The 24,379-nt window shown below is 42.0% G+C and carries 23 protein-coding genes; 9 read left to right on the plus strand and 14 right to left on the minus strand.

From position 1 onward, the window contains the following. Nucleotides 1–253: 253 nt before the first annotated feature. A complete protein-coding gene (locus tag J8M00_RS27305; RefSeq protein WP_211013522.1) occupies nt 254–3,244 on the plus strand; it encodes a hybrid sensor histidine kinase/response regulator in 2,991 nt (996 codons plus the stop codon). A 53-nt stretch (nt 3,245–3,297) separates the two neighbouring features. Here the strand turns inward: J8M00_RS27305 and J8M00_RS27310 are convergent, their stop codons facing one another. The 4 genes from J8M00_RS27310 to J8M00_RS27325 all read right to left on the minus strand — a co-directional run bounded on the left by J8M00_RS27310 (nt 3,298) and on the right by J8M00_RS27325 (nt 6,848). Then, nucleotides 3,298–3,477 (minus strand): hypothetical protein, encoded by a 180-nt coding sequence (locus J8M00_RS27310; RefSeq protein ID WP_211013523.1) that lies wholly within the window; start codon nt 3,475–3,477, stop codon nt 3,298–3,300. 185 nt (nt 3,478–3,662) lie between these two features. Further along, a complete protein-coding gene (locus J8M00_RS27315) occupies nt 3,663–4,793 on the minus strand; it encodes a sodium ion-translocating decarboxylase subunit beta (RefSeq protein ID WP_023399617.1) in 1,131 nt (376 codons plus the stop codon). 11 nt (nt 4,794–4,804) lie between these two features. Further along, on the minus strand, nt 4,805–6,592 hold the full coding sequence (gene oadA, locus J8M00_RS27320) for a sodium-extruding oxaloacetate decarboxylase subunit alpha (RefSeq protein ID WP_211013524.1): 1,788 nt from the start codon (nt 6,590–6,592) through the stop codon (nt 4,805–4,807). A 10-nt stretch (nt 6,593–6,602) separates the two neighbouring features. After that, nucleotides 6,603–6,848 carry an OadG family protein gene (locus tag J8M00_RS27325; protein WP_211013525.1) on the minus strand — a complete coding sequence of 82 codons (246 nt, stop codon included), beginning with the start codon at nt 6,846–6,848 and terminating at the stop codon, nt 6,603–6,605. Nucleotides 6,849–7,351: 503 nt separating this feature from the next. Here J8M00_RS27325 and J8M00_RS27330 point away from each other — a divergent pair. After that, nucleotides 7,352–7,822: a YcxB family protein gene (locus J8M00_RS27330; protein WP_417714820.1), complete on the plus strand. Its 471-nt coding sequence runs from the start codon at nt 7,352–7,354 to the stop codon at nt 7,820–7,822. A gap of 49 nt (nt 7,823–7,871) precedes the next feature. Here J8M00_RS27330 and csrA read toward each other — a convergent pair whose 3' ends face one another. The 6 genes from csrA to J8M00_RS27360 all read right to left on the minus strand — a co-directional run bounded on the left by csrA (nt 7,872) and on the right by J8M00_RS27360 (nt 14,125). Beyond that, a complete protein-coding gene (gene csrA / locus J8M00_RS27335; protein WP_023399613.1) occupies nt 7,872–8,060 on the minus strand; it encodes a carbon storage regulator CsrA in 189 nt (62 codons plus the stop codon). Nucleotides 8,061–8,150: 90 nt separating this feature from the next. Continuing rightward, the gene (locus J8M00_RS27340) at nt 8,151–9,371 is read right to left on the minus strand and encodes an aspartate kinase (protein ID WP_211013527.1); all 1,221 of its coding nucleotides are present in this window, start codon (nt 9,369–9,371) and stop codon (nt 8,151–8,153) included. Between the two features lie 3 nt (nt 9,372–9,374). Beyond that, entirely contained in the window at nt 9,375–11,978 is a 2,604-nt protein-coding gene (gene alaS / locus J8M00_RS27345) for an alanine--tRNA ligase (protein ID WP_211013528.1), read from the minus strand. Nucleotides 11,979–12,037: 59 nt separating this feature from the next. Further along, nucleotides 12,038–12,499, minus strand: a complete 462-nt coding sequence (locus J8M00_RS27350; protein ID WP_211013529.1) for a regulatory protein RecX — start codon at nt 12,497–12,499, stop codon at nt 12,038–12,040. After that, entirely contained in the window at nt 12,499–13,311 is an 813-nt protein-coding gene (locus J8M00_RS27355; RefSeq protein ID WP_211013530.1) for a BPSS1780 family membrane protein, read from the minus strand. Before J8M00_RS27355 ends, J8M00_RS27350 begins: the two co-directional genes overlap by 1 nt. Before the next feature lie 187 nt (nt 13,312–13,498). Then, nucleotides 13,499–14,125 carry a GTP cyclohydrolase II gene (locus tag J8M00_RS27360; RefSeq protein WP_211013531.1) on the minus strand — a complete coding sequence of 209 codons (627 nt, stop codon included), beginning with the start codon at nt 14,123–14,125 and terminating at the stop codon, nt 13,499–13,501. A gap of 175 nt (nt 14,126–14,300) precedes the next feature. Between J8M00_RS27360 and J8M00_RS27365 the strand changes: the two genes are divergently transcribed. The 3 genes from J8M00_RS27365 to J8M00_RS27375 are packed head-to-tail and all read left to right on the plus strand — an operon-like array spanning nt 14,301 to nt 17,501. After that, nucleotides 14,301–15,518: a hypothetical protein gene (locus J8M00_RS27365; protein ID WP_211013532.1), complete on the plus strand. Its 1,218-nt coding sequence runs from the start codon at nt 14,301–14,303 to the stop codon at nt 15,516–15,518. After that, nucleotides 15,518–15,952, plus strand: a complete 435-nt coding sequence (locus tag J8M00_RS27370; RefSeq protein WP_211013533.1) for a hypothetical protein — start codon at nt 15,518–15,520, stop codon at nt 15,950–15,952. Before J8M00_RS27365 ends, J8M00_RS27370 begins: the two co-directional genes overlap by 1 nt. Before the next feature lie 7 nt (nt 15,953–15,959). Beyond that, a complete protein-coding gene (locus J8M00_RS27375; protein ID WP_247687609.1) occupies nt 15,960–17,501 on the plus strand; it encodes a GGDEF domain-containing protein in 1,542 nt (513 codons plus the stop codon). On the opposite strand, the gene J8M00_RS27380 is transcribed toward J8M00_RS27375, so the two are convergent. Continuing rightward, nucleotides 17,498–18,004 (minus strand): DUF3087 domain-containing protein, encoded by a 507-nt coding sequence (locus J8M00_RS27380; RefSeq protein WP_211013534.1) that lies wholly within the window; start codon nt 18,002–18,004, stop codon nt 17,498–17,500. The genes J8M00_RS27375 and J8M00_RS27380 overlap by 4 nt on opposite strands. A 115-nt stretch (nt 18,005–18,119) precedes the next feature. Between J8M00_RS27380 and J8M00_RS27385 the strand changes: the two genes are divergently transcribed. The 3 genes from J8M00_RS27385 to J8M00_RS27395 all read left to right on the plus strand — a co-directional run bounded on the left by J8M00_RS27385 (nt 18,120) and on the right by J8M00_RS27395 (nt 20,032). Next, nucleotides 18,120–18,764 (plus strand): energy transducer TonB, encoded by a 645-nt coding sequence (locus tag J8M00_RS27385; RefSeq protein WP_247687610.1) that lies wholly within the window; start codon nt 18,120–18,122, stop codon nt 18,762–18,764. An 87-nt stretch (nt 18,765–18,851) separates the two neighbouring features. Next, nucleotides 18,852–19,409, plus strand: a complete 558-nt coding sequence (locus J8M00_RS27390; protein WP_247687611.1) for a sigma-70 family RNA polymerase sigma factor — start codon at nt 18,852–18,854, stop codon at nt 19,407–19,409. Further along, entirely contained in the window at nt 19,406–20,032 is a 627-nt protein-coding gene (locus tag J8M00_RS27395) for a hypothetical protein (protein ID WP_211013535.1), read from the plus strand. Before J8M00_RS27390 ends, J8M00_RS27395 begins: the two co-directional genes overlap by 4 nt. Here J8M00_RS27395 and J8M00_RS27400 read toward each other — a convergent pair. After that, a complete protein-coding gene (locus J8M00_RS27400) occupies nt 20,029–21,405 on the minus strand; it encodes a Na+/H+ antiporter NhaC family protein (protein ID WP_211013536.1) in 1,377 nt (458 codons plus the stop codon). The genes J8M00_RS27395 and J8M00_RS27400 overlap by 4 nt on opposite strands. A gap of 296 nt (nt 21,406–21,701) precedes the next feature. On the opposite strand from J8M00_RS27400, the gene J8M00_RS27405 reads away from it, so the two are divergent. Then, a complete protein-coding gene (locus J8M00_RS27405; protein ID WP_023399599.1) occupies nt 21,702–22,550 on the plus strand; it encodes a MurR/RpiR family transcriptional regulator in 849 nt (282 codons plus the stop codon). An 18-nt stretch (nt 22,551–22,568) separates the two neighbouring features. Here J8M00_RS27405 and J8M00_RS27410 read toward each other — a convergent pair whose 3' ends face one another. Next, complete coding sequence (locus tag J8M00_RS27410) at nt 22,569–23,729, minus strand: exo-beta-N-acetylmuramidase NamZ family protein (protein ID WP_247687612.1); 1,161 nt, start codon at nt 23,727–23,729, stop codon at nt 22,569–22,571. Nucleotides 23,730–23,777: 48 nt separating this feature from the next. Further along, entirely contained in the window at nt 23,778–24,032 is a 255-nt protein-coding gene (locus tag J8M00_RS27415; RefSeq protein ID WP_211013537.1) for a hypothetical protein, read from the minus strand. Nucleotides 24,033–24,379: the final 347 nt, after the last annotated feature.

Raw genomic sequence — 24,379 nt, forward strand, 5'->3', positions numbered from 1 at the left:
GTGCGGCGTATTAAACGGGTTTTACCCTTTCAAGTCAACTATTTTTTTGCAATATAATTTGTTTGCGCACAATTCATGCAAAATCAACAAAAATGGGCTACTAAAGGCTGATTTTTATACTTAAATCCAATGTTAGAATAATCACATCGCAATAATAAAGAAGTAAAAACGTAGAGAAATCATCCATTATAGGTGTTAGGATGTGAAGTTATTATAACGCTCGATTTGAAAGTTACTTGTTCGGACTATTTCAATGGAAAAATCTTCACAAGCACAGATCAAAGGTTTCGTGCCCCTGTTTGTTTTTATCACCTTAATAATTACTAGTATTGCTTCATTCGGGGCCTATCTTTGGCCGAAGCAAACAAATACAGTAGTACACAGCCAACCAGATCTTGCTCTACAAGCACAAGACCTAGCTGCACCACTAAGCAACACTATGATGAAGCTTGGCTACAACTACGCCAAACAAATGCTTACATCGGTCAAAGCAGGTAATCCTAATATTGATGCTTATCTATATGCTGACAGCGGAATGGGAAAACCAAGTTTAGTTTTCCAATCTAACGACACCCCTGTTGCACCAATTAAGCAACGCACTAAACTCACCATTGATGGGCAGGTTATCGTACATCAACCTCTTACTTTAGACGACATTCCAGTCGGTGAGCTAGTATTGGTGTATAGCGAACCAAAAGTTGAGGTCCCAACATCTAATCCGCTTAGTTACGTCTTAATTGTCGTAGCATTGATACTAACGATTGGCTTTGCACTGTTTTTGAAGAAACAAATCGTCGGCAAACTTGCTAAAGAATTGAAATTGCTAAATTCTGAACTCGAACACCTCATAAGTAAAAAAGATTACGATGTACATGTTACAGAGCAACTCAGTTTTGGCTTATCTGGCACAGCCATAGGAATAAACGCATTAATCAATCAGATCCGCGATATTATTAAAGGCAACAAAGCTTCTCAAAACGAGTTGAGGCAGCTGCAAACCAGTTTAGAAACAGAAGTGCAAGCTCGTACCTTAGCACTTGAAAAAGCAACCCTGAATGCAGAGCGTGCCTCTGAAGCAAAAACAACTTTTTTAGCTACCATGAGCCATGAAATACGTACTCCGATGAATGGCGTAATTGGTACGATTGACTTGTTGCGCCAGACGGAGCTAGATGGCGCCCAGCATCGCCTTACCACTATTATACGTGATTCAGCCTTCTCTTTGCTTGGGATACTGGATGATATTTTGGACTTTTCAAAAATTGAAGCTGGTAAATTGCAAATAGATAGTAGTGCGTTTTCAGTATCAGAGACAATAGAAGAAGTTGCTCGTGTACTCTCTTCGGTAGCCAAAAAGCGTAAATTAGACCTCCAGCTTGCCATTGCGCCAGATATACCAAGTAACTTAGTGGGTGATGCGGTGCGCGTACGCCAGGTGTTGTACAACTTATGTAGCAACGCAATCAAATTCACGACAACAGATGAAAGTAGACAGGGCTTTGTCAAAATCTCTGTTGAAGTAGCACAAAATACCTCTGAGCACTACACACTGCGCTTTAAAGTTACCGATAACGGTAAAGGTATGACACAAGCACAATTGAGGGAAATATTTAACCCCTTCATTCAAGCTGAAGGCTCAATTACCAGAGAGTACGGCGGCACCGGCCTTGGCTTATCTATCTGTAAGAGCTTGGTGGAACTGATGTTGGGGTCAATCAACGTGAATTCCGACATTGGTATGGGTAGTGAGTTTATCGTAGAACTACCATTTAGCATCAGCGGCAAAGTCGAATATGCTAATAAGGGTGTATTGGCAGGCAGAAAAGTGGTGACCTTTACACACAATCCTAATCGCCGCGCAATATTAGCGCGATACTTGTCGTTTATGGGCGCAAATTCTGCGATCGTTGTCGACCCAAGTGAAATTGATGAACACCAATATGAACAGGATGTGGTGTGGGTACTCGATGGGCTCGATGGCATGGAAAAAGTCAATCAGCAATTGAGAGACCTATTGTATTCAATCGAACACAATAACCAGCAAGTGATTGTATTGAGCACCATGGATGAATCTGCTTTGAATCACGGCCACATATTTTATCTCAATGCCGCACCACTGTGTAAAACAAGTTTCATGACCGCAGTTCTAGTTGCCGTAGGCTTACACCAACCTAAACAACTAAAACCATCACGCACCATGAACAGCTACTTGAATACGGAAGACGCTAAAGCTGAAAACAAGTTGGTACTATTAGTTGAAGACAATGTATTAAACCAGCAAGTTCTAACCGATCAGTTGCACTTATTAGGGTATGGTGTTGAAGTAGCAGAAAACGGCGAAGAAGGCTTGAAGATGTGGCAACAAGGCCATTACGCTGTGGTATTAACTGACTTGCATATGCCGAAAATGTCGGGCTACGATATGGTTACCAAAATCAGAGATATTGCTGAGCAATCTCCTGATATAAATGCACAGCCTTATATAATAGCAATTACAGCCAATGCACTTAAAGGTGAGCGTGATCGCTGCTTGGCATCAGGAATGAACGACTATATCACCAAGCCTGTTGAGTTAAACGTCCTTGAAGCAACTTTAGAAAAGTGGCAAAACGCTTCTGGAAATCGCTCTGAGCAATCACCTCATCCTGCGCCAGTGCAACCTGCTGATAAAGCCACACAAGCAAATCAGCCTGCTATCGCGTCTGACGATGAAGATACAGTGGAAATTACTGCAACCCCAGATTTCCAAGATGATGGTATTGTGGCGCCTCAAGAGCCTGTCATGAACGTGGATATGCACAGCTTTACTCAAGAAAATGGCGATCCGAAAATGACACTCGAAGATCAACCTCCGGCTATTTCAGAGGTCGAGACAGACAACGAAGCTGTGGATGAATCACCAATTAATATGGAGCAGCTAAACAAATACGTCAATGACGACAGCGCAAAACGACTGCGCTTCTTTAGGATGTATTTAGAGCAAAGCAGTGAATTAGCTCGTGATATTAACGGCGCCGTCATTTCATCTAGCCAAAGTGAAATCATTGAAGCATGTCACCAGCTTAAGTCTATTTCTCGCACTATTGGTGCCGAACAAGTAGCAATACTTGCAGAGAAATTTGAAGCCAAATGTAAAGAAGAGGAAATGAGCAGCGATCAACTGATCCAATTGCGAGATGAGTTAGAAGAGTCTTATATGAAGGCAACTGAGTTTATTCAAAAGTACTTACAAGCTGCAAACTAACGACAAAAAGTGCGGGCAAAGTCACATTGTGGCTTTGCCTGTCTTTGTGTCATTTAGCCTTGTGACATCGAGTGGATAATATTTACAACTACACCCAACATCGCTAAAGGAATTATATACTTACCATACTTCTGTGCTTTATCCAGTCCCATTTTTCCCTGATACTTTTCAAGTAACGGGATCAAAACAGCCAAAGCAACCACTAAACATACCAATATCACAATTATATACACGATAATCCCTAGTTTTCTGTCAACTCACTAAGTTATACCACGGACACTGCAAATTGAACCAGAGTTTAGTCAAACCGTTTCGTGGGATTACGGTGGAGGTAAGATTGAGTGTTCGGAATTGGCCCTGGATGTAACAACAAAGAAAAATGTGGGGCGGATGCCCCACTAAAGGTTGGAGAGTGTTGTTAATTCACCAGCGCAAGTAATATCCCTGCAGCAACTGCACTGCCAAGCACTCCTGCTACATTAGGTCCCATAGCATGCATCAGAAGAAAGTTATGTGGGTTTGACTCGAGGCCAACTTTGTTCACTACTCGCGCCGCCATAGGGACCGCCGACACTCCTGCTGCACCCACTAACGGATTGATAGGGTTTGAAGAAACACGATTCATGATTTTGGCCATGTATACACCAGATGCAGTGCCGATACTAAATGCCAGCGCACCCAACACTAAGATCCCCAGCGTCTCAACTGTTAAGAATTGATCTGCTGCCAATTTTGAGCCTACAGCCAAACCAAGGAAAATCGTGGTTATATTGATAAGCTCATTCTGTGCCGTGTTACTAAGCCTATCCACTACACCTGATTCACGCATTAAGTTTCCTAAGCAGAACATCCCCACTAATGGCGCTGCTGCAGGTAAAAACAGTAGTGTTAATGCCAATACCATCAAAGGGAAAAGAATTTTCTCTCTTTTCGAAACGGCCCTTAATTGTGGCATAGCAATACTACGTTCTTCATCAGAGGTAAGCCATCTCATAATCGGAGGCTGAATAATTGGCACCAAAGCCATATAGGAGTATGCAGCTACAGCTATCGCTCCAAGCAATTCAGGCGACAGCTTGGAGGCTAAAAATATAGCCGTTGGACCATCGGCTCCACCAATTATCGCGATGGCTGAAGCATCTTGTAAAGTGAACTCAAACCCTGGAATAAAGTTCAGTAAAATTGCGCCAAATAAGGTGGCAAAAATACCAAACTGCGCAGCTGCGCCAAGCAACAACATGCGAGGATTAGCGATCAGTGCACTAAAATCCGTTAACGCTCCAACCCCCATAAAAATGAGTAGAGGAAAAATCCCACTGTCTATACCGATATAGTACACATAGTAAAGTAATCCGCCGGGTTCAGATAAGGCCGCAACCGGGATATTAGTTAAAATAGCGCCAAATCCAATCGGCACAAGTAGTAGTGGTTCAAACTTCTTGGCAATAGCCAAATACAGCAAACCACAGCCCACCGCTATCATAGACAGCGCGGGAAAAGACAAGTTAGCAACACCCGTTGCTTGCCACAAATTCAATAACCCTTCCATCTCAAAAACTCCTATGCCATCTCGATAATGGCGTCACCAGCTGAGACCGAGTCACCTTCTGAAACCAAAATGTCAGCAATCTTGCCATTAGATGTGGCACGAACTTCTGTTTCCATTTTCATCGCTTCCATAATCAGAACCACATCACCTTGCACCACGTCATCACCAGGCTTTGCGTGCACCTTAAAAATATTACCTGCCAAAGGGGCGTTTAAGGTTTCACCTGAACTTACTGAAGCAGACTGGGGCATTAACTCACTGTCTTTAACAGCAACTTCCTGAAGCTGTCCACCAGCGGATACTTCCACATCATACACTTTGCCATCTACTCTGACGCTATAGCGCTCATTCTCTTGTTTTGAGCGAACAGGTGCAGCCTGTTTTGCCACATTTTCCGTGCTGGTATTGACCACTAAGCTTGGATTCGGCTCAAATGCCTCTGGGTTATATCTATTTTTTAAGAATTTTAAGCCGATTTGAGGAAACAAGGCATAAGTCAATACGTCATCAACCACAGACTCTGCAAGTTCGATCCCATCTTCTTTAGCCTTCGATAACAAGTCAGACTCTAAGCTGTCCATTTCTGGCTCGATAAGATCTGCTGGCCTGCACGTAATTGGCTCTTGGCCATCAAGCACACGTGCGCGTAATTCTTCGTCAACGGGAGCTGGCGTCTCACCATACTCTCCTTTTAAGACACCCGATGTTTCTTTGGTAATGGTTTTATAACGCTCTCCGGTTAACACATTAAGCACAGCTTGCGTTCCAACTATTTGAGACGTTGGTGTAACCAAAGGAATGAATCCAAGATCTTTACGTACATGAGGTATTTCACTCAATACCTCATCCAATTTATCTGCGGCACCCTGCTCTTTGAGCTGGTTTTCCATATTGGTCAACATACCACCTGGTACTTGTGCTGACAGGATGCGGCCATCTACGCCTTTTAAACTGCCTTCAAAGGCAGCATACTTTTTACGTACGTCTCGAAAATAAGAGGCTATCGACTCAAGTTGACCTAAATCTAACCCTGTATCTCGTTTCGTGCCTTCCACAATTGAAACAAGTGTCTCCGTCGCACTATGACCGTATGTCATGCTCATTGATGAGATTGCGGTATCTAACATATCAATACCTGCATCAATGGCTTTTTGATACGTTGCTGTACTTAACCCCGTTGTCGCATGACACTGCATAGCAATTGGTACCGATACGGTGCGTTTCAACTCGGAAATTAAAGTTTCAGCATCGTATGGGTTGAGTAACCCAGCCATATCTTTAATACAAATTGAGTGACAGCCCATTTCTTCTAATTGCTTTGCCTGTTTCAGCCAGCTCTCAAGGTTATGTACTGGGCTAACCGTATAAGAAATAGTGCCTTGTGCATGCGCCCCAACTTTAATGGCAGCTCGGATGGCTGTTTCAAGGTTACGAACATCATTCATTGCGTCAAAAATTCTAAACACATCAACACCATTTTGATGTGCTCGCGTGACAAACTTTTCAACTACGTCGTCTGCATAGTGGCGGTATCCCAGCAGATTCTGGCCACGTAACAACATCTGCTGTTGCGTGTTTGGCATTGCCTCTTTAAGTGCGCGGATCCGATACCAGGGATCTTCTCCAAGATAACGAATACACGCATCAAAAGTCGCACCACCCCACGACTCCACTGACCAATAGCCAACCTTATCAAGCTCTTCTGCGATAGGTAACATGTCTTCAAGACGCATACGCGTTGCTAATAAAGATTGATGAGCATCTCTAAGGACTAATTCTGTGAGTTTTAGTTTTGACATGAGATACCCCTTAGTTGTTTTGTCTAAATTGAGAAACCGCAGCGCTGATCGCGGCGATATGTGCTGCTGGCACACCTGTTGACGTAGGCTTTGCTGAAGGTTTTTTGACGTTAGGTTGCTCCAACTCTTGCCCTGTTGCAGCAAACTTTGATAAAGCCTTTACTGCAAAGATCAGAATAGATAAAAATAAAAACACACCAACCATGCCTGTTAACATAAGATTGGCAGCCTGCGCTAGCAATTCGCTGATTTCCATCTCCGCCCCCTTAGTTGTTATTTATTTGTTTACACCTACCCATTTAAGGAAATAGATAGGCAACTTTTGTAAATATTTATTCAACCATCATATCAAACAAGCTCTTCATGTAAAGCGTATTGTAAATTGGTATTACCAATGACGTTTTTTGTATTTATTTCACACACTTATTGAACAATGATGGTAAAACATCCCCAACTTTGCCAAATAAATATGAAAAATACTCAAGATATATAGACTAAATAACGATAAGCTATTACTTAACCACGACATCGCTGCGCTATTATTAACCGTGAAATAATTGGTCTTACCTATATGTAAAATTCAAATTTCGCAACAGGAGTAAATACTCTTAAATTCGGTATGAGTTACCATAAACAGTGACTTAGGTACGGATATAGGGGCAATTTAATTATGTTTTATTACAGCGGCACGTGCGTTGAATTTTGAGATTCAAACGCAGGACTGAACATCGTATAATTGAGGATTAGCCAACTTGAGGAATACTCGTGTTTCAAAGTGAATTCACGCTAGATAAGCAATACTTTCAGGAATGCTTTGATGAATCTGTGTCATTTAGCCAACATCACAAGCCCAAATACGGCCTGATTGGCTTTTTACTGGTATTGGGCTCTTTATCTCACTATCTGCTTGAGCAAGCCTATTTAGGAAACTTTTTGTTTGTACTTGCAGTAATAGAAGGGGTTTCATTTTATTATCGACGCCCTTGGTGGGTCGCTAGACAAATGTTGAGTCGAGCCAGCGGCTCAAAAGTAGTATTGAAAATTGATGAACAGGGGATCAACGCACATAACCCTTATCGAGCTTTTCAACTCCAATGGCAGGAAATAGATAACGTCATAGAGACGAAAAAAGGCATTTTATTGGAGCATGGCAAATATCGCCAATACATATCTAGGCAGGCACTGAATAATGAAACTTATGCATTTATTTTGCAGCAGACAAAAAAATAGCCACGTATAAGTGGCCATTTCTCGAACAATAGTAACATGTTGTATATAGTTACATATTACCTGTCGGATTAGATTTTTCCGCTTGAATTCTCATGTAGATTTCTTCACGGTGTACCGAAACGTCTTTTGGTGCGTTTACGCCGATACGAACCTGATTTCCTTTTACACCAAGTACCGTTACTGTCACTTCATCACCAATCATCAGGGTTTCGCCTACACGGCGAGTTAGAATTAGCATTCTCTTGCTCCTGTTATTCCAAAATTTAAAAGATTCCGCGTCAAGTTCATTTTAATTAAAAGTTCATGTAAAAGTAAGCAAAATTATTGCTTAATCACGACTTTCTAAGCTAAATGCACTATGAAGTGCCCTTACTGCCAGCTCTAAATAGCGCTCTTCTACCAAAACTGAGATTTTTATCTCTGAGGTCGATACTAAAAGCGTATGAATATTTTCGTTAGCCAACGCATCAAAGAATATGCCTGCGATGCCAGAGTGAGACTTCATCCCTACACCCACAGCTGAGATTTTTGCAACTTCTGCATTGCCCTCTACACACGAAGCACCCAATGCGACTAAATTGCTATTTAACACATCTAACGCTTGTGCATACTCATTGCTGTGTACAGTTAAAGCATAGTCTATTTTGCCAACTTGATGATTAATTTGACTTATCATGTCCACTTCAATATCAAACTCAGCCAATAGACACAGAACTCTAGCTAAAGAGCTTGGGTTTTCAGGAACTTGACGAACAATCAACAAAGCTTCATCTTTTTGATATGCGATGCCAGATACAGTTCTACTTGTCACTTTTGGTTCCTCGTAGCTAATTAATGTGCCAGAATCAGGCTTAAAAGTTGATAAAACTCGCAATGGCAAGTTATACCTACCTGCGGCTTCGACAGATCTTATTTGCAATACCTTTGCGCCCAAGCTAGCTAACTCCAGCATTTCCTCAAAGGTAATTTGTTCCATGCGCCGTGCTCGAGGCTCAACCCTTGGATCTGTGGTATAAACACCATCAACATCTGTATAGATTTGGCATTCATCTGCTGAAATTGCAGCGGCAATTTCCACTGCGGAAGTATCGGTACCACCACGACCTAAAGTCGTGATATTGCCTTCAGTATCACGTCCTTGAAACCCTGCGACAATTGCAATGCGGTTGTGCTCCAGCTCTTGCTGTAGGCGACTGACATCAATGCCTTGTATTCGCGCTTTTCCAAAAACATTGTCTGTTTTAATGCCGATTTGATCTGCTAATAAGCTCACTGCAGAATGCCCTCGCTTGACGATTGCCATTGCGAGCAAGGCAATCGATACCTGCTCTCCTGTCGTTAACAATACGTCTAACTCTCGTGCACTCGGTCGCTCATCAATCTGCTTTGCAAGAGACAATAATCGATTGGTCTCACCTGACATAGCCGACACCACAACAACGACTTGATGTCCCTGCTGTTTAGCTCTGATAATCAGTTCGGCAACGGCCTCAATTCGCTCTATAGAGCCAACTGAGGTGCCACCAAACTTTTTTACAATTAATGCCACAAGTTATTGAGTTTTCTCATTCAACCATACAGGAACGCTAGCCAGTGCCGCTTCCAAGTTTTCAGGTTGAGAGCCACCAGCTTGTGCCATATCAGGGCGGCCACCACCCTTGCCACCAACTTGAGCTGCCATATGATTAACCAGCTCTCCGGCTTTGACCTGACCGGTTAAATCTTTCGTCACACCTGCAATTAAGCTGACTTTGTCGCCATTAGCAACACCCAAGGCAATAACCCCTGAGCCCATCTTATTCTTAAGATCATCAACCATGCCACGCAGTGCTTTTGACTCGGTTCCAGCTACGTTGGCAACAAGCAGTTTTATGCCATTGACATCTACTGCAGACTCGATTAGCGACGCCCCCGCTGCACTTGCAAGCTTATCATTTAACTGGCTTACTTGTTTTTCAAGACCTTTAGCTTTTTCGATTAACGCCGCTACTTTTTCAAGTGCACTTGCGCTATCGCCTTTCACTAACGCAGCAATATCTGCAAGCGCTTTCTCTTGCTCTGCAACATAATTCACAGCATCTTCGCCCGTGACGGCCTCGATTCGACGCACACCAGCTGCGATACCACCTTCTGACACGATTTTTAGGAAGCCAATATCACCAGCGCGCTCTACGTGTGTACCACCACACAATTCAATTGAATAGTCGCCGATAGATACAACACGCACTTCATCGTCATATTTTTCGCCAAATAGGGCCATTGCACCTTTGGCTTTTGCATCCTCGATATCCATTAGCTGAGTATTCAATGAGAAGTTCGCGCGAATTTCATCGTTTACCGCAGTTTCAATTTCACGAAGCTGCTCTTTGGTGACACCTTCAAAATGTGAGAAGTCAAAACGCAATTTATCAGCCATGACAAGCGAGCCTTTTTGCGCGACGTGATCACCTAAAATTTGACGCAGTGCTTCGTGCAAGATATGCGTTGCGGTGTGGTTTTTCTTGATGCGTTCGCGACGCTCTGCATCTATTTGAGCATCAACTTTGTCGTTAATACCAAGGCGGCCTGTTACATAACCGTGGTGCGCAAACGCATTACCCAGTTTTTGTGTATCTGTTACAACAAATTCACCACCAGACACTTTCAAAACACCTGTATCACCAACCTGACCACCTGACTCTGCATAAAATGGCGTGCGGTCAAGTACGACAATACCTTTTTGTTGATCAGCTAGCTCCGAAACACTTTCACCTTCAGCAAATAGCTCAACGACTGTGCCGCTATATTGAACAGAGTCATACCCTTTAAAGTCTGTGACTTTTTCAGATTTCAGCTGTTCATTATAATCAGCACCAAACTTACCTGCCTGTTGTGCCTGCTTACGCTGTGCTTCCATCGCCGCTTTAAACCCACGCTCATCAATGGTCATAAAACGTTCACGTGCAACATCTGCTGTTAAATCTGCTGGGAAGCCGTACGTATCGTATAGCTTGAACACAAGATCACCAGGAATAACATCACCTTCAAGACCCGCTAAGTTTTCTTCCAAAATAGCTAAGCCACGATCTAGTGTTTTCCCAAACTGCTCTTCTTCAATACGCAATACTTTTTCGATGATTGCCTGTTGCTTGATTAGCTCTGGGTATGCCTCACCCATTTGCGCCGCCAGTGCACCAACCAATTTATGGAAGAATGCCCCTTGCGCTCCGAGTTTGTTACCATGTCTAACGGCACGACGAATAATACGGCGTAGCACATAACCTCGGCCTTCATTTGAAGGCATAACACCATCGGCAATTAAAAATGCACATGAACGAATATGATCCGCAACAACGCGTAAAGATTTATCTTCTAAATCTTGAGCGCCTGTTACTTCTGCAGTCGCTTTGATTAGCGCTTGGAATAAATCGATTTCATAGTTTGAGTGCACACCTTGCATAATCGCAGAAATACGCTCAAGACCCATACCAGTGTCAACAGACTGGTTTGGTAATGGCTCCATAGTACCGTCAGCATGACGGTTGTATTGCATAAATACTAGGTTCCAAATTTCGATGAAGCGGTCTCCATCTTCTTCTGGGCTGCCAGGAGGACCACCCCAAATGTGCTCGCCATGGTCAAAAAAGATTTCCGAACATGGTCCACATGGACCCGTGTCACCCATTGACCAAAAGTTATCTGATGTATCGATACGAATGATGCGATCAGCTGGTACGCCAACTTGATTGGCCCAAATGTCATAAGCTTCTTCGTCGGTATGATAAACGGTCACCAGCAGCTTTTCTTTTGGTAACTGAATCACATCAGTCAAAAACGCCCAAGCGAACTTAATTGCATCTTGCTTAAAATAGTCGCCAAAGCTGAAGTTACCAAGCATTTCAAAGAATGTATGGTGCCTTGCTGTATAACCAACATTTTCTAAGTCATTGTGTTTACCACCAGCACGTACACAGCGCTGCGAACTTGTTGCGCGGTTATACGGACGCTTTTCAGCACCTAAGAATACATCCTTAAACTGCACCATACCTGCATTTGTAAACAGAAGTGTTGCATCATTACCTGGTACTAAAGAACTTGATGGCACCACTTGGTGGTGTTGTTTGGCAAAGAAATCTAAAAAGCTCTGCCTAATCTGTGCGGTAGTCATGTGCTGCATGTGATTATTTACCCTTTATTGCTGCTGTATGCTGATAACCACAAAGGAAGTGTTCGATTTCAACTTTCACTTTGCGATTGTATAGCAAAATCTATTTGGTCATAGCTAAAGCCTCGATACATCATATATCTAACGCGCTTTGACCTTTCTTGATAATCTAATTGTTTCGTTGAATAACCGTATTTTTTCTCATATGTTTTCTGAGCAACGGCAAACCAATCTATTTCTCTTTCTTCGATGAGTTGCATTAACTGCGCACGCGCAACGCCTTTATTGGTGGCGTCCATCATTACCCGTTTCTCTCCCAACCCCTTGGCTAGTTGACGATTTAAATAACTTTCACAGTGTCTAGCGTCATCCAAATAACCAATGTCACACAACCACTCGATCAGCGACTCGGCATACTCGTCACTTGCGCCTTTTTGCCTTAATTTTTGACCCAGTAGCTTACGCGAATACTCTTGCCTAGATAACAACCAAACTGCGTAGTTTTTAAGTTTTTTCTGTTCTTTCTCATCCATTAAGCGTCAAACCGACCCGATTGCCCAATGTTATCTTGATGTTTGTCACCTTGGTCAGGTGTATTGTCCTCTAGTGAGCTTTGCGCCGCAAAAATCGCCTGAAACGACACGAAAAAACCAATATATACAATTGGCATGATGAACATGAGTGGTACAAGAGATAGAGGAGCAGAAGCAATCATTAGCAGCGCTACGATACCACCAAACACGGACAATGGCGCCATATTATAATAAAACACCTTTAAAGATTGCTTCATCGCATTCAAGATGTTTGCTTGCTCTTTGAAATATACCAGAGGTAGTGCATAGGCAAAGGCCATCATTGCCAATGACTGTAGCACCACAAATATTGCAATATCAGAGAAGCTAATAGCTGCGGCGATTTGCGCGATAACCGATTCCATATCTTGCTCTGGAGAATGATTTTGTATGGCACTGGTAACTGGCTCAAATAGCAAACTCATTATCACCCCCAGTATCAAAGCAACCCCAAGCTGATACAAACCAAGGCGGAATAAATTGAGTCGACGCCCTTTCGCGGAAAATGGTTTTAGAATGTCAGCAAGCATAATTGATTTACCCGCTTGCGAATTGAGCGCCGCGTTATAGAAGCCAACGGTTAAAAATGGTCCCGCAAGCGCGCATGCCATCTGAATTATCGTATTTGGCAGGATGAAAGGAAATAGCCCTACTATCACGATAAAGATGTACATCATCATAAAAGTTAAAGGTTGAGCTTTAAACACCGTCCATCCGGCTTTTAACCAACTCACCCCAAAACTCGCTTTAAATGTTCGAATTTCTGCAGACATAAATGACTAACTTAGTTATAAAACGGTTTAATTATACTGCTTCAAAAGAGTACTTGAAAGGAGGTTTATGACGCTTAACGGCACTAAATGCAACAAAATAGCTAAATACGGAAATAAATTGGTAATTGACACGTGATTTGCCTTACCACAATAGGTTTTGTAATAAAGCAAATCAACACCAGCCCAGCTATTTCGGCTTTTTGATTTCATCCATATCGAGCATATGAGAGCCGTGTTTAACTTTCGTTTCTAGGTAGTTTCGATTCCCCGAGTCACCTGCTTTAACGTGTGCTTGGGTTCCTACTACACTTTCAACTTCAATACCGGCATTGCGCAAAGCATTTAATTTACGAGGATTGTTGGTCATAAGCTTCACATGATCCAGCCCCAGTGCCTTAAGCATTAATACCGCATCTGAAAAATCTCGCAAGTCGTCATCAAAACCCAAGTGATTATTTGCTTCGTATGTATTCATGCCTTGTGATTGCAGTACATAAGCATCAATTTTGTTGTATAAGCCTATACCTCTGCCTTCCTGACGAAGGTAAAGTAACACACCACCACTTTGATGCATCTCTTCGATACATTCGTTGAGCTGTTCACCGCAATCACACCTAGATGAATGAAAAACATCACCAGTCAAACACTCAGAGTGCATTCTAATCAACGGGATCTCTTGTTGGGTGTCGGCATTGTTGAAAACTAAAGCTACATGCTCTTCACCATCTTTCAATCCTTCAAAAGATACAATCTCTGCAGGAATATGACTACGCTGCCCTACATTCAGCTCAACTCTCGCTCTAACTTCAGCCACGACTTGAAAATACCTAATTTAAAAATGTGATAATATCACAATTAATGATATATCTGTTTATATGGTGACAATCTTGCCATTTTACAAGTAAAAATACACAAAACTGGTAAATGTGTACATTAGCGCTAGTCTTTAATCACCAAGATAAATTGCTTGTCAAAATATTGAGTCGCCGATGAGGCTGTTTTTCCTGCTTTTTATATTTATACCTTTCCAAGCTGCGGCCGAGCAACTTAAGTTAGACGGTTTTGCAACGGTCGGTTTAACAATCACAGATTCAAAAACAGCTGGGATCAGACAGCATATCTCACAACCTAGCGCCACTTATGAAAATGAATTCGGATTTACGAACTCTTCCGCGGGTGGGCAAATAGAATGGCAAGCGAATAGTAGCACCCAGCTTGTTGGTCAAGTGCTCTTTAAAGACAATCAAGAACAAAACCTCGACAATATTATTCAAATGGCATTTTTGCGTTATACACCCAATGCCAATTGGCAGATTCGATTTGGCAGAACCGGTCTTGATTTGTTTATGATGACGGAACATAGGGACATAGGTTACACGTACACGTATGATCATCCCCCCACTGAATTTTATGCGATTGTCCCGCATCAGAATTTAGATGGTGCAGATATTAAATATACTTACTCATTCTCTGAGGGCTTGTTTAGCAGTAAGTTCTTTGTTGGTAGATCAACAGCGCCTATTGTGAGCGACGATAATTTTTTCTGGGACGTAGAATTAAAATCATTATTTGGGCTGGTATTGGAATGGCAATCATATGATTGGACGCTTAGAGCTAACTACACAGCGACGCAATCTGGTAATGAAAATGAACAACAAAAACAGCTCAGAGCTGCGCTCGCACAAATTCCCAATGAGATTTGGCCACAAAGACCCGCTTTACTTGAGTCACTCAATATTATAGGCAAGCGATTTAATTATTCCGCCCTTGGGATCCGGTATGACAATAGTCAGTGGTTTGCACAAAGTGAACTTTCTTATATCGATTCCAACTCGCAAGTCTTAAAAGCCTTGACGGCCGGATATGCTAGTGTCGGCTTTTATTACAATAACCACACACTAATGACGACTTTCGCACAAGTAAAATCTAACAATACAACACCACAACGCCCGTTAATTTCCTCTGGACCACTCGATTTACTTTATAACACGATTATTCGCCACACTAACTTTTATTTGGTTGACCAAAACACCTTATCCGTGACATTAAGAACCGAATTAAATGACTCTCTCGCGGTAAAAGTTCAACTAGAGCATACCGCAGTGGACAGTTTACCATCTGCCTTTTATTTACATAGAGATATAGAAAGCGGTAATTTCGACAATTCGTTCAATACATTAGGCATTAGCCTAAATTGGGTGTTCTAATGCTCCGCCCGCTACTGACTTTACTTGTACTCATGATGCTCACCTTTGATGCGCGGGGCAATGTACAAGAGGACATTGTCATTGTGGTCAACAAACACAACCCAATTGAGTACATCGAAAAGCGCCAGCTTATTGATATGTATATGGGTAAGTATTTGGCATTTCCAAACGGCCATATTGCTGTGACCTTGGACTATAAAAAAGAACATGCATTGAGAAGCGCTTTTTTCCTTGCCTTGACCGGTCGCAACATTGCACAAATTAACGCCTATTGGTCTCGGGTTAAATTCAGCGGTAAAGCGTCACCACCACAAGCATATCCTTCAATTGCCGCTATAATTGATAAGGTGGTAACAACCCCGAGTGCAATTGCTTATATTCCAGCAAGTGCTGTCACTGATGAATTAAAAGTAGTGTACCGTTTTGCTAAGTAAACAAAGTTTGATAATTCGGTTGATGTTGATATTGAGCTTTTCAACCTGCTTATTCTCTGCTGTATATGCTCACATCTATTACAACTATATATTTGACACTGAGCTAGAGCACTCAGATGAAACTATCATGCAAATCAGCCAGACCATCTCATCAACAGCATCCATTGCAGCGTACTTAGAGGATAAAGACTTAGCCAATGAAGTCGTAAATGGGTTAGTGAGCAATGATATTATTCAGTCAGCTGCTTTGACAAATCAACACACGATTTTAGCAAAAAGCATCTTATTTTCTGAGCGAGAGGCTCGCACTTTTAATCTACCTAACCCATTTATCCTACAAGAAAACATCGGCTTCATTCACGTAGTACCCAACACCCAGTATATACGGCAAAACGCTCGCGATATTGCATTCTCTTCCGTGCAAACGTTACTCGTCGTGATCGTGCCAATGTTGATCATTTTTGCAGGGCTGTCCTATATACTCATTTCAAGACCTTTGGGACATTTAAGCCAACAACTTACGAATATCATACCTGGCAGTGCACATCGTATTGAGATAGATACAGCACATGAACATACGGAAATCGGAAAAATAGGTAAAGGGATCAACGCAATGTTGAGCAATACGGAAATGCTGTTTGAGCAAGAGCGAAGTTTACGCCTAGAAATAGAGCATCTTGAAAAACGCTTCCGCCTCATGTTTGAGCGCAGCTCCTCCCCCACATTATTGGTACGTGAACACGGAGAAGTGTCTCTAGTCAATGATGCTGCCAAAGACTTATTGGCAGGAATGGGGGTAGACTGCCAAGAGCGCTTTCCTGACAACTTGGGGCAGTACTGCAAAACTCCTGATATTCTCTACACTTTCACTGAAAATAGCATAAAGCAAAAACAGGTGATGCAGTCCGAGTTTGAGTTCACCAGCCCTCTAACATTATCTTCCGTATGGTTAAGTATGATCATACTTAACACCGAAAGTGACGGTCAGTGGTACTTTCAAGTGTTCCTTGCCGACATCACTTCACGGAAAACCATGCTCAATCAACTTAGCCATCGCGCTCAAAGAGACAGTTTAACTAGCTTATATAACCGATATGGAGCCGAACTTACTTTACTTGGCTGGATTGATTCAGACATACCCTTCAGCCTATTACTGTTAGACCTTGACGAGTTTAAGCCAATAAACGATATCTATGGGCATAACGCCGGAGACGAAGTACTTAAAAACATTGCTAAAAATATATCTCACATAATCTCTAGTAATGATTTGGTATGCCGCTGGGGTGGTGATGAGTTTGTCATCGCAATTAAAGAATTCAATAAACATAAAATCAATAATATTGCTCAGCAGCTACTAGAGGCTGTAAATATACCGACTCACTACGAAAGAAATGGACACCAAATAGAGCTACAGGTTGGTGTGAGTATTGGTATTGCCCACTATCCAACCCATGCGGACAATCTAAAAAGCTTAGTTGAGTGCGCTGATGTCGCTATGTACTCAATTAAAAAAACGTCGAAGAATCACTACACCTATTATTCCGCTTAAAAGTGACGTAGTACTTGTTCACTGTATTGCTGAATGTCCAAAGTGACATTGTGCTTTTTTGCAAGGTTGTCTAATTCAGCTTGCCATATCGACAGCTCTTCCATGGTTATCGTGTTATCATCTAATGTCCATAATTGACGAGAACCTGTGTAGCTAAATTGCATAGCAAGCATGGCATTCACATCCCCTTGCTGTGCTGCCTTTTTCAGTTTTGGCATTTTTCTGGTGACTTGGTTGAGTGCTTGTTTGAGCTCCCATACATAGACTACTTCCACCATAAATGGATGGTGTCTTATACGTTTAAGTACGGCAAAAATTGCAATGCAGGTAAGTATTACTCCAGTCAGATTCCAATGGAAATGACTTCCATCAGAGTCTGGGAATACATGAATAAGAAGTTGCGCTACTCCTAAACTTCCTGTGGTTAAAACCAAAATGCAGGCTCCAATCACCCAATTTAGGTGCTTTCTATATCTTGCTTTATCTATTTCTTGTAACTGCATCGTGTCTCCTCACCTATAGTTAAACCACATTTTAATGACTAAAAATAAAAAAACTAAAATAAATCACCCCTTTTTTTGACCTAGCGCGTTTTACTTAGCAAAAGAGGGGAAAAATATGACTTTAACAATGACAGATGTAAAAACACACACTCCATACCGCACACTAAATAAACTTGTTTTATCATTTATTAGCGCCATCTTAATTACATTTGCGTTATTTGCTTTTATGCAAAAATTGATTAGCCAAGATCGCGTGTTCGTTGCAGAACCAGCTCCGGTCATTGATGTATTTATTTCACAAGACATTGAAGACACACCTGTAGAAATACGCAATGTTTTGCCGCCTCCGCCAAAAGCTACCCCAAAGGCGCCACCTAAACCAACCGTTACACCTTCAGTTACCGAGGGTGTAACACTAGATATCAATATCACCTCAGGTGTAAAGTCTGCCCCTATACAAATGCAGAGCACTTTGCAGGTCAGCGACGCTGCGGCGGCCCCGATTGTGCGCATTGACCCAACATACCCTGCCCCGGCAGCTCGGGACGGCGTTGAAGGCTGGGTACAATTGGCATTTAACATTTCGCCAACAGGGCAAGTTATTGATGCGAAAGTGGTTAATGCTGAGCCAAAACGAGTATTCAACCGTGCTGCATTAAAAGCGCTAAAACGATGGAAATATCGCCCCAAAATGGTCGCTGGCAAACCAACTATTCAATACGGTCAGTCAGTTGTGTTAGAGTTTAACTTAAACAAGTAAGCGAAAATAACGCAAGCCGCTCGATTTCATTTTGGGCGGCGATCAGCACACCTGTGTATATAGAGTTAAATTAAGCACGGAGAGACTATGCTACTTGCGATAAAAAACTGGTTCATCCAAGATAAAACCGAAGCACATGATCCCTTGCATGAATTTAAACGCAGTGGAGAAAACCGTTACATAGAGCAGGCGATTGATAATTTCAATCCAGATCTTTATCACTACCTATGTACACAAAGTGACCCGGAAACGGCCGAAGATGTATGCCAAAAAACATGGCTCTCAATCGTTGAGAAAAGGCAGTACTATCAGAGCAACAATACGCCAAAGGCATATATATTTAGGGTTGCACGCAATGCACTAGTAGATGAATTTCGCCGGCAAAATAAATTTATGTGTGACGACAATGAGACTGCACTTAGCTGTGAGGTCGAAGATAGTAATTTTAATGCAGCGTGTTGTGAGCAACTTTACAGTGCGATTAAAAACTTACCAAACGCACAAAAAGAAGCCATTTGTTTGCAATTAGAAGGCTTTTCGCTAAATCAAATCGCAGAAATCACCACTGCGAACCCTGAGACTGTAAAGACTCGATTAAGATATGCAAAACAGCAATTGAAAGATACTTTAGGAGAGCCGAAATGAAAGACTCACAACCCCAACTCAACGAGCTCCAACAAGCCTATTCAATTGCCAAGCGACAGAACAAAATGTCGTCTAAACAAATTCGTAAATTAAAACGGTTAAGTCGCTTAGAAAACCGCAAACATACTCGACAGTTTTGGCTCAGAACGAGTCTATGGGCAAGCTCCTGTTGTGTTTTAGCTCTGGTAGGCAGCCTGTCTCTGCAAAGCATATTAAGCGATTTTGAAACTTTCCTAGCGCAATTAGAACCCAATTCATTTTCATCACAATATGATGTTGTTGAGACGCATAATATTGTTGAAGGCCAGTATCAAACCACAATCGCACAACAAAAAGCACAACTGGATGACTCCCTTGCAGGATCGCAAGCAAAACTCAACGAAGTTAGTCAGTTTTACGGCAAATTGGTGCATTCTGAGCGAGATGTATGGTTTATTGCCGATTGCCAAAATCAAACTCTGATCGAAGTACGTAAAAGTTTGCTCGATGAATTAGGCGTACCCGATGACCTATCGGTTGCTTCGGATCAAGGGCTATTATTGGCTTTGGGTAAAAACCAGTCGGGGCAGCTAGTTAGTATTACCACCCCACCATCTGGCCAAGCTTTGTATGCGTGCCCTTAAAGTAAAACAACACTGGCGACAAAAAAGCTCACTAGTGCTAATGCGCCGCCTGCAAGAGCGTAAGGGAGCTGAGTTTTAACATGGGTCAATAAGTCACACCCAGATGCCAAGGCGGATACTGCACTGGTATCCGAAATGGGCGAGCAGTGATCGCCAAATATCCCACCACTTAAGATGGCGCCTACCACCAGTGAAGGAGGAAGGCCCAATGTTTGGATCAAAGGCACGCCAATAGGGATCAAAATCGCAAATGTTCCCCAAGATGTTCCTGTTGTAAATGACATAACAGCACCAGTCAAAAACAGCACAGGAACAATAAAGTAAATAGGCAAATAATCACCAACCAATTGCGCAACAAATACGCCTGTACCCAGCTCTTTCAGGCTGGCTCCAAGTGTCAAAGATAGCAATACTATACTGACCAAAGGCAATAGTTCGCCCATTCCCTTAAAACCGATGTCAACGAGTTGATGGTGTGTGAACTGTTTTTCTTTGAGCATGAGCAGGTAAGCAACTGAACAAGCCAACATCGTTGCATACAATACCGATTTAGAGCCACTCCCGTTTGCCAGTACACCATCTCCAGTCCAGTACATGAACCCGATCATACTGGCAATTAGTGTAACAAGCGGTACAAGCATAAACCGCGCCTTGGTCGCAATAGGTCCAGCATCAAGCTCTACTTCCTCGCGCTTGAGCTCTTCTTCAGCTTCTTTCATTGGACCATGAACTTTATCAAAAACAATGGTGTATAAAACAATCAGCAATGTAATTATGGCGTAAAAGTTAAATGCCACACTACCCCACAAAATACTGACTGGGGATTGAGCAAGTTCATAGTTGCTTAACAAGCCCAATACATAGGCGCCCCAACCATTGAGCAATATTAAAATACATACTGGTGCACTGGTACTGTCGATAATGTATGCGAGGCGAGCTCGACTCATTTTAAACTTGTCAAATAACCCACGAGAAACTATTCCTGAAGTCAGCACACTCATATTTGATTCAATAAATACCGCTGTACCGGTAAACATTGTCAGTAGGCCGACTTGTTTCTTATTTCGCGCGACGCCAACCTGCGTTAATTTTTGTACCGTCGCTGTCACCCCGCCAGATTCACGAATAAAAGCGAGTAACGCGCCAATAACAATGCTAAAAATTAAGATACGGCTATTTCCTGGTGACGTTGCAACCCCCACGATTCGTTCAATACTATTAGTGAATGTAACAAAAATAGACTGCCCGTCACCACTTACCACAAGCAAAAATTCCGATGAGACAATGGCCAAAATTAAGGCTAAAATGACTTCTTTACGCCAAAAAACAACCGCAATGGCGATAAGGGGGGGCAAGATTGAATACCAAGACATAGCTTTCCTTTTTTATTTTGATTTAGATGAAAAGCACTGATTACAGTCGCTAAAGGGCATTAATTTACTCAAAAGCATCTTTGTATACGCGCAATTTATAACCATGGTAACTTAAACGCTAAAGCAAAAAAACTAGGTTTTTCGGGTATCTAAATTCACAATTGCAACAAAAATACCTCATCTAGAACCGCATAAATCAAAAAACGCAATAATATTCCGAAACAATCTATCGCAACGTTCCAATTGAACCTATAATATGGACAGTTTAAGTTAGTTTTAGTTACCAGGTGATCCTCATGTCTACTTTTGTAAAAATAAAGGCCTTGAAGCCTTCACTGTCGCAAAGTGAAGCTAAATTAGCGGACTTTACTTTAAAGTCAGGTTCAAAAATTCGAGGTCTATCTTCAATAGAGCTTGCAAAATCAGCAGGCGTTAGCCAGTCAAGCGTTGTTAAATTTGCCCAAAAATTAGGGTATAAAGGGTTTCCCGCTTTTAAACTGGCAGTTGTCGACGCATTAAATGAACAAACACAAGAAAATACCCCGCTCTCTAATGAAATAGATCAAAACGACTCTATTGCACACATTTCAGAAAAGCTAATCGCAAACCAGCAAGCAACCTTAGTTGCAACCAGTAAGCTAAATAACCCAGAATTGTTTGAGCAAGCAGTTCAAGCGATAAAAGGTGCAAAAAAAGTGATGGTATGTGCAATTGGTTCAACACATACCATGGCACAAGACTTAACTCTAAAGCTGCAAAAGCTAGGCGTGTGTGCTGTTACTCATGTCGATGAGTTAAGTGCAGCAAGCTATGTAGCAACAATGGGTAAAGATGATCTACTGATTTGTTTGAGTAACTCAGGCGTCGTGAAAAGTATGGTAAAGCTTGCACAGCAAGCCAAAGTTAACGAGTGTCAAATCCTTGCACTAACACGTTATGGCCACAGTGAGTTGGCTAATTACGCAGATAACTGCCTGTACTGTATACAAGAAACAGAAGCCGTGAAACATTCAGCGGTACTGACACGTGCATCGTTAGGTTATTTAATTGATGTGCTTTTCATTGCTCTTGCTCAGTCAAATCTACATTGGCAACGCCGAGCTGATCGCTCCAATGAATACATGAGTGATATGTTAAATATCTAAGCTTGCCGCCAGAATGCCTTATCGAGAGTAAAGTAGATAAGGCACTCTGCGCTTTTTAAACTCACTGACTTCTTGCAGCCAAATGGCTTCTATTTGATGAGCTTTCAACCCCTGCTCTATCGCTAATCTAATGATATCAGTACCTGCCAATTTATCTAAAAACTTAGGTGATGTGATAAATTGTTTGTTGTGTTGTTTAAATGCACTAGATGCTTCAATAAACCATGTTAAGTCAAAACCAATTAAGCTGCTTTGCCTCAAGTCCTTCCCCCATACATTTTTGCCCTCTAACTTGGGAAACCGTGCTGCACCAACAATAGATCGTGGAGAAAATCCAAAGTCACCAAGCTTCACTTGATCATGACCATAGACTTGAAATGGAAAATCAGTGCCTCTTCCAATTGACACTGCGGTTGCTTCAAACAAGCATAAAGATGGATATAGATAAATAGACTGTTGATTTGGAAGGTTTGGACTGGGTGCAATTGGCAAAATATATTCATCCGAGGCCTGATAGTTTTTCACAGCCACCACTGTCAAATCAAGCTTGTTCAGTCCAGACAACCATTCTTCTCCCGCTATCATTTGAGCCAGCTCACCGACTGTCATACCGTGTAAAATTGGAATTGGATGCATTCCCACAAATGAACTGAATTTTTTGTTCAGTACAGGCCCTCCAACAAAACGTATATTTGGGTTTGGCCTATCCAATACAATGAACTTTTTACGATTGTCTTTAGCCGCCTGCATCATATAATGCATAGTACTAATATAAGTGTAAAAACGAACACCGACGTCCTGAATGTCGAATATCAATACATCCAGATCATGTAAAGATTCCTTAGATGGACGCTTCTGCTTGCCGTATAGTGAAACAATTGGCAGACCTGTTTTTACATCAAAGCTGTTGTCAATATGCGCGCCTGCATCCTGATCCCCCCGAAACCCATGCTCAGGCGAAAAAATCCGCACGACCTTAACGTTGTTCGCAAGTAGAAAGTCCACTAAATGCATATCAGCCACACGAGATGACTGATTTACTACTAACCCGACACGCTTATTTTCTAGATAAGGTAAGTACTTTTCGGGCTGTTGTGCACCTACCTCTATGGCAATAACTATTTTTGTATGCAATACCATTAATATCAAAACACACAATTTGAGGTAGAAAGAATGCATAAACAGAGCCCCTCTTGGTTGATTAACTGCTTGGGGAAATATGCCTGATCAAAACCCAAAAAAGAACCTTTTTTTAATCTTTACGTGATCTTCAATTTGAATGTTTTCTAATAAAAAGAATGGCTTCACACTATGTAGCTGCTGCAAAGATAAGGTCTTAAGTTTCAATGCAGTCAATATCTCATCTTGATGTGAAGTTGCTTGTTTAAAGCCGCAATCTACAAACATCGTGCTTTCTTCATGCTTAAGCCTGATATCTCGATATATCTGCGCTAACTGCTCTCCCGAATATGCCACTTTCATTAAACGTTCCTTAGTATAGATTCAAACTTGGACCAAAGAGTAAGGCATCAAGTAAAGATAAAATTGGACAAAAACGACATTACGTATCAATTACAGGCTGTGCTCGCTGAAGGGGGGAGGCAAATACTAAGGAAAAGTGTATCCCACGCTCCCTTAGCCAAATTCAGAGTGCGATTTGCAGAGTGTTTTCTATTTAAGCAAAAAGCTAAATTTCTGGCATAAAAAAACCGACTTTCGTCGGTTGTTAATCTCATGTTTTGATACTTGAGTGAAGTAATCATCTCAAAGGAGATGGCGGACGCGGGACGTACTTTGTGGAGAGTGAACCTCCGACCGTCTGGTTTTCA

It is taken from the genome of Pseudoalteromonas luteoviolacea (genome assembly GCF_018100925.1).
GTDB classification, from domain to species: domain Bacteria; phylum Pseudomonadota; class Gammaproteobacteria; order Enterobacterales; family Alteromonadaceae; genus Pseudoalteromonas; species Pseudoalteromonas obscura.

What these genes read in the sequence shown, in the direction of transcription:
- J8M00_RS27370 (WP_211013533.1), top strand. Translation starts at nt 15,518, where the DNA reads ATGCTCCGCCCGCTACTGACTTTACTTGTACTCATGATGCTCACCTTT.
- alaS (WP_211013528.1), bottom strand. Translation starts at nt 11,978, where the DNA reads ATGCAGCACATGACTACCGCACAGATTAGGCAGAGCTTTTTAGATTTC.
- J8M00_RS27410 (WP_247687612.1), bottom strand. Translation starts at nt 23,729, where the DNA reads ATGCATTCTTTCTACCTCAAATTGTGTGTTTTGATATTAATGGTATTG.
- J8M00_RS27380 (WP_211013534.1), bottom strand. Translation starts at nt 18,004, where the DNA reads ATGCAGTTACAAGAAATAGATAAAGCAAGATATAGAAAGCACCTAAAT.
- J8M00_RS27350 (WP_211013529.1), bottom strand. Translation starts at nt 12,499, where the DNA reads ATGGATGAGAAAGAACAGAAAAAACTTAAAAACTACGCAGTTTGGTTG.
- J8M00_RS27400 (WP_211013536.1), bottom strand. Translation starts at nt 21,405, where the DNA reads ATGTCTTGGTATTCAATCTTGCCCCCCCTTATCGCCATTGCGGTTGTT.
- J8M00_RS27390 (WP_247687611.1), top strand. Translation starts at nt 18,852, where the DNA reads ATGCTACTTGCGATAAAAAACTGGTTCATCCAAGATAAAACCGAAGCA.
- J8M00_RS27405 (WP_023399599.1), top strand. Translation starts at nt 21,702, where the DNA reads ATGTCTACTTTTGTAAAAATAAAGGCCTTGAAGCCTTCACTGTCGCAA.
- J8M00_RS27325 (WP_211013525.1), bottom strand. Translation starts at nt 6,848, where the DNA reads ATGGAAATCAGCGAATTGCTAGCGCAGGCTGCCAATCTTATGTTAACA.
- J8M00_RS27355 (WP_211013530.1), bottom strand. Translation starts at nt 13,311, where the DNA reads ATGTCTGCAGAAATTCGAACATTTAAAGCGAGTTTTGGGGTGAGTTGG.
- J8M00_RS27395 (WP_211013535.1), top strand. Translation starts at nt 19,406, where the DNA reads ATGAAAGACTCACAACCCCAACTCAACGAGCTCCAACAAGCCTATTCA.
- J8M00_RS27315 (WP_023399617.1), bottom strand. Translation starts at nt 4,793, where the DNA reads ATGGAAGGGTTATTGAATTTGTGGCAAGCAACGGGTGTTGCTAACTTG.
- csrA (WP_023399613.1), bottom strand. Translation starts at nt 8,060, where the DNA reads ATGCTAATTCTAACTCGCCGTGTAGGCGAAACCCTGATGATTGGTGAT.
- J8M00_RS27415 (WP_211013537.1), bottom strand. Translation starts at nt 24,032, where the DNA reads ATGAAAGTGGCATATTCGGGAGAGCAGTTAGCGCAGATATATCGAGAT.
- oadA (WP_211013524.1), bottom strand. Translation starts at nt 6,592, where the DNA reads ATGTCAAAACTAAAACTCACAGAATTAGTCCTTAGAGATGCTCATCAA.
- J8M00_RS27385 (WP_247687610.1), top strand. Translation starts at nt 18,120, where the DNA reads ATGACTTTAACAATGACAGATGTAAAAACACACACTCCATACCGCACA.
- J8M00_RS27305 (WP_211013522.1), top strand. Translation starts at nt 254, where the DNA reads ATGGAAAAATCTTCACAAGCACAGATCAAAGGTTTCGTGCCCCTGTTT.
- J8M00_RS27365 (WP_211013532.1), top strand. Translation starts at nt 14,301, where the DNA reads ATGAGGCTGTTTTTCCTGCTTTTTATATTTATACCTTTCCAAGCTGCG.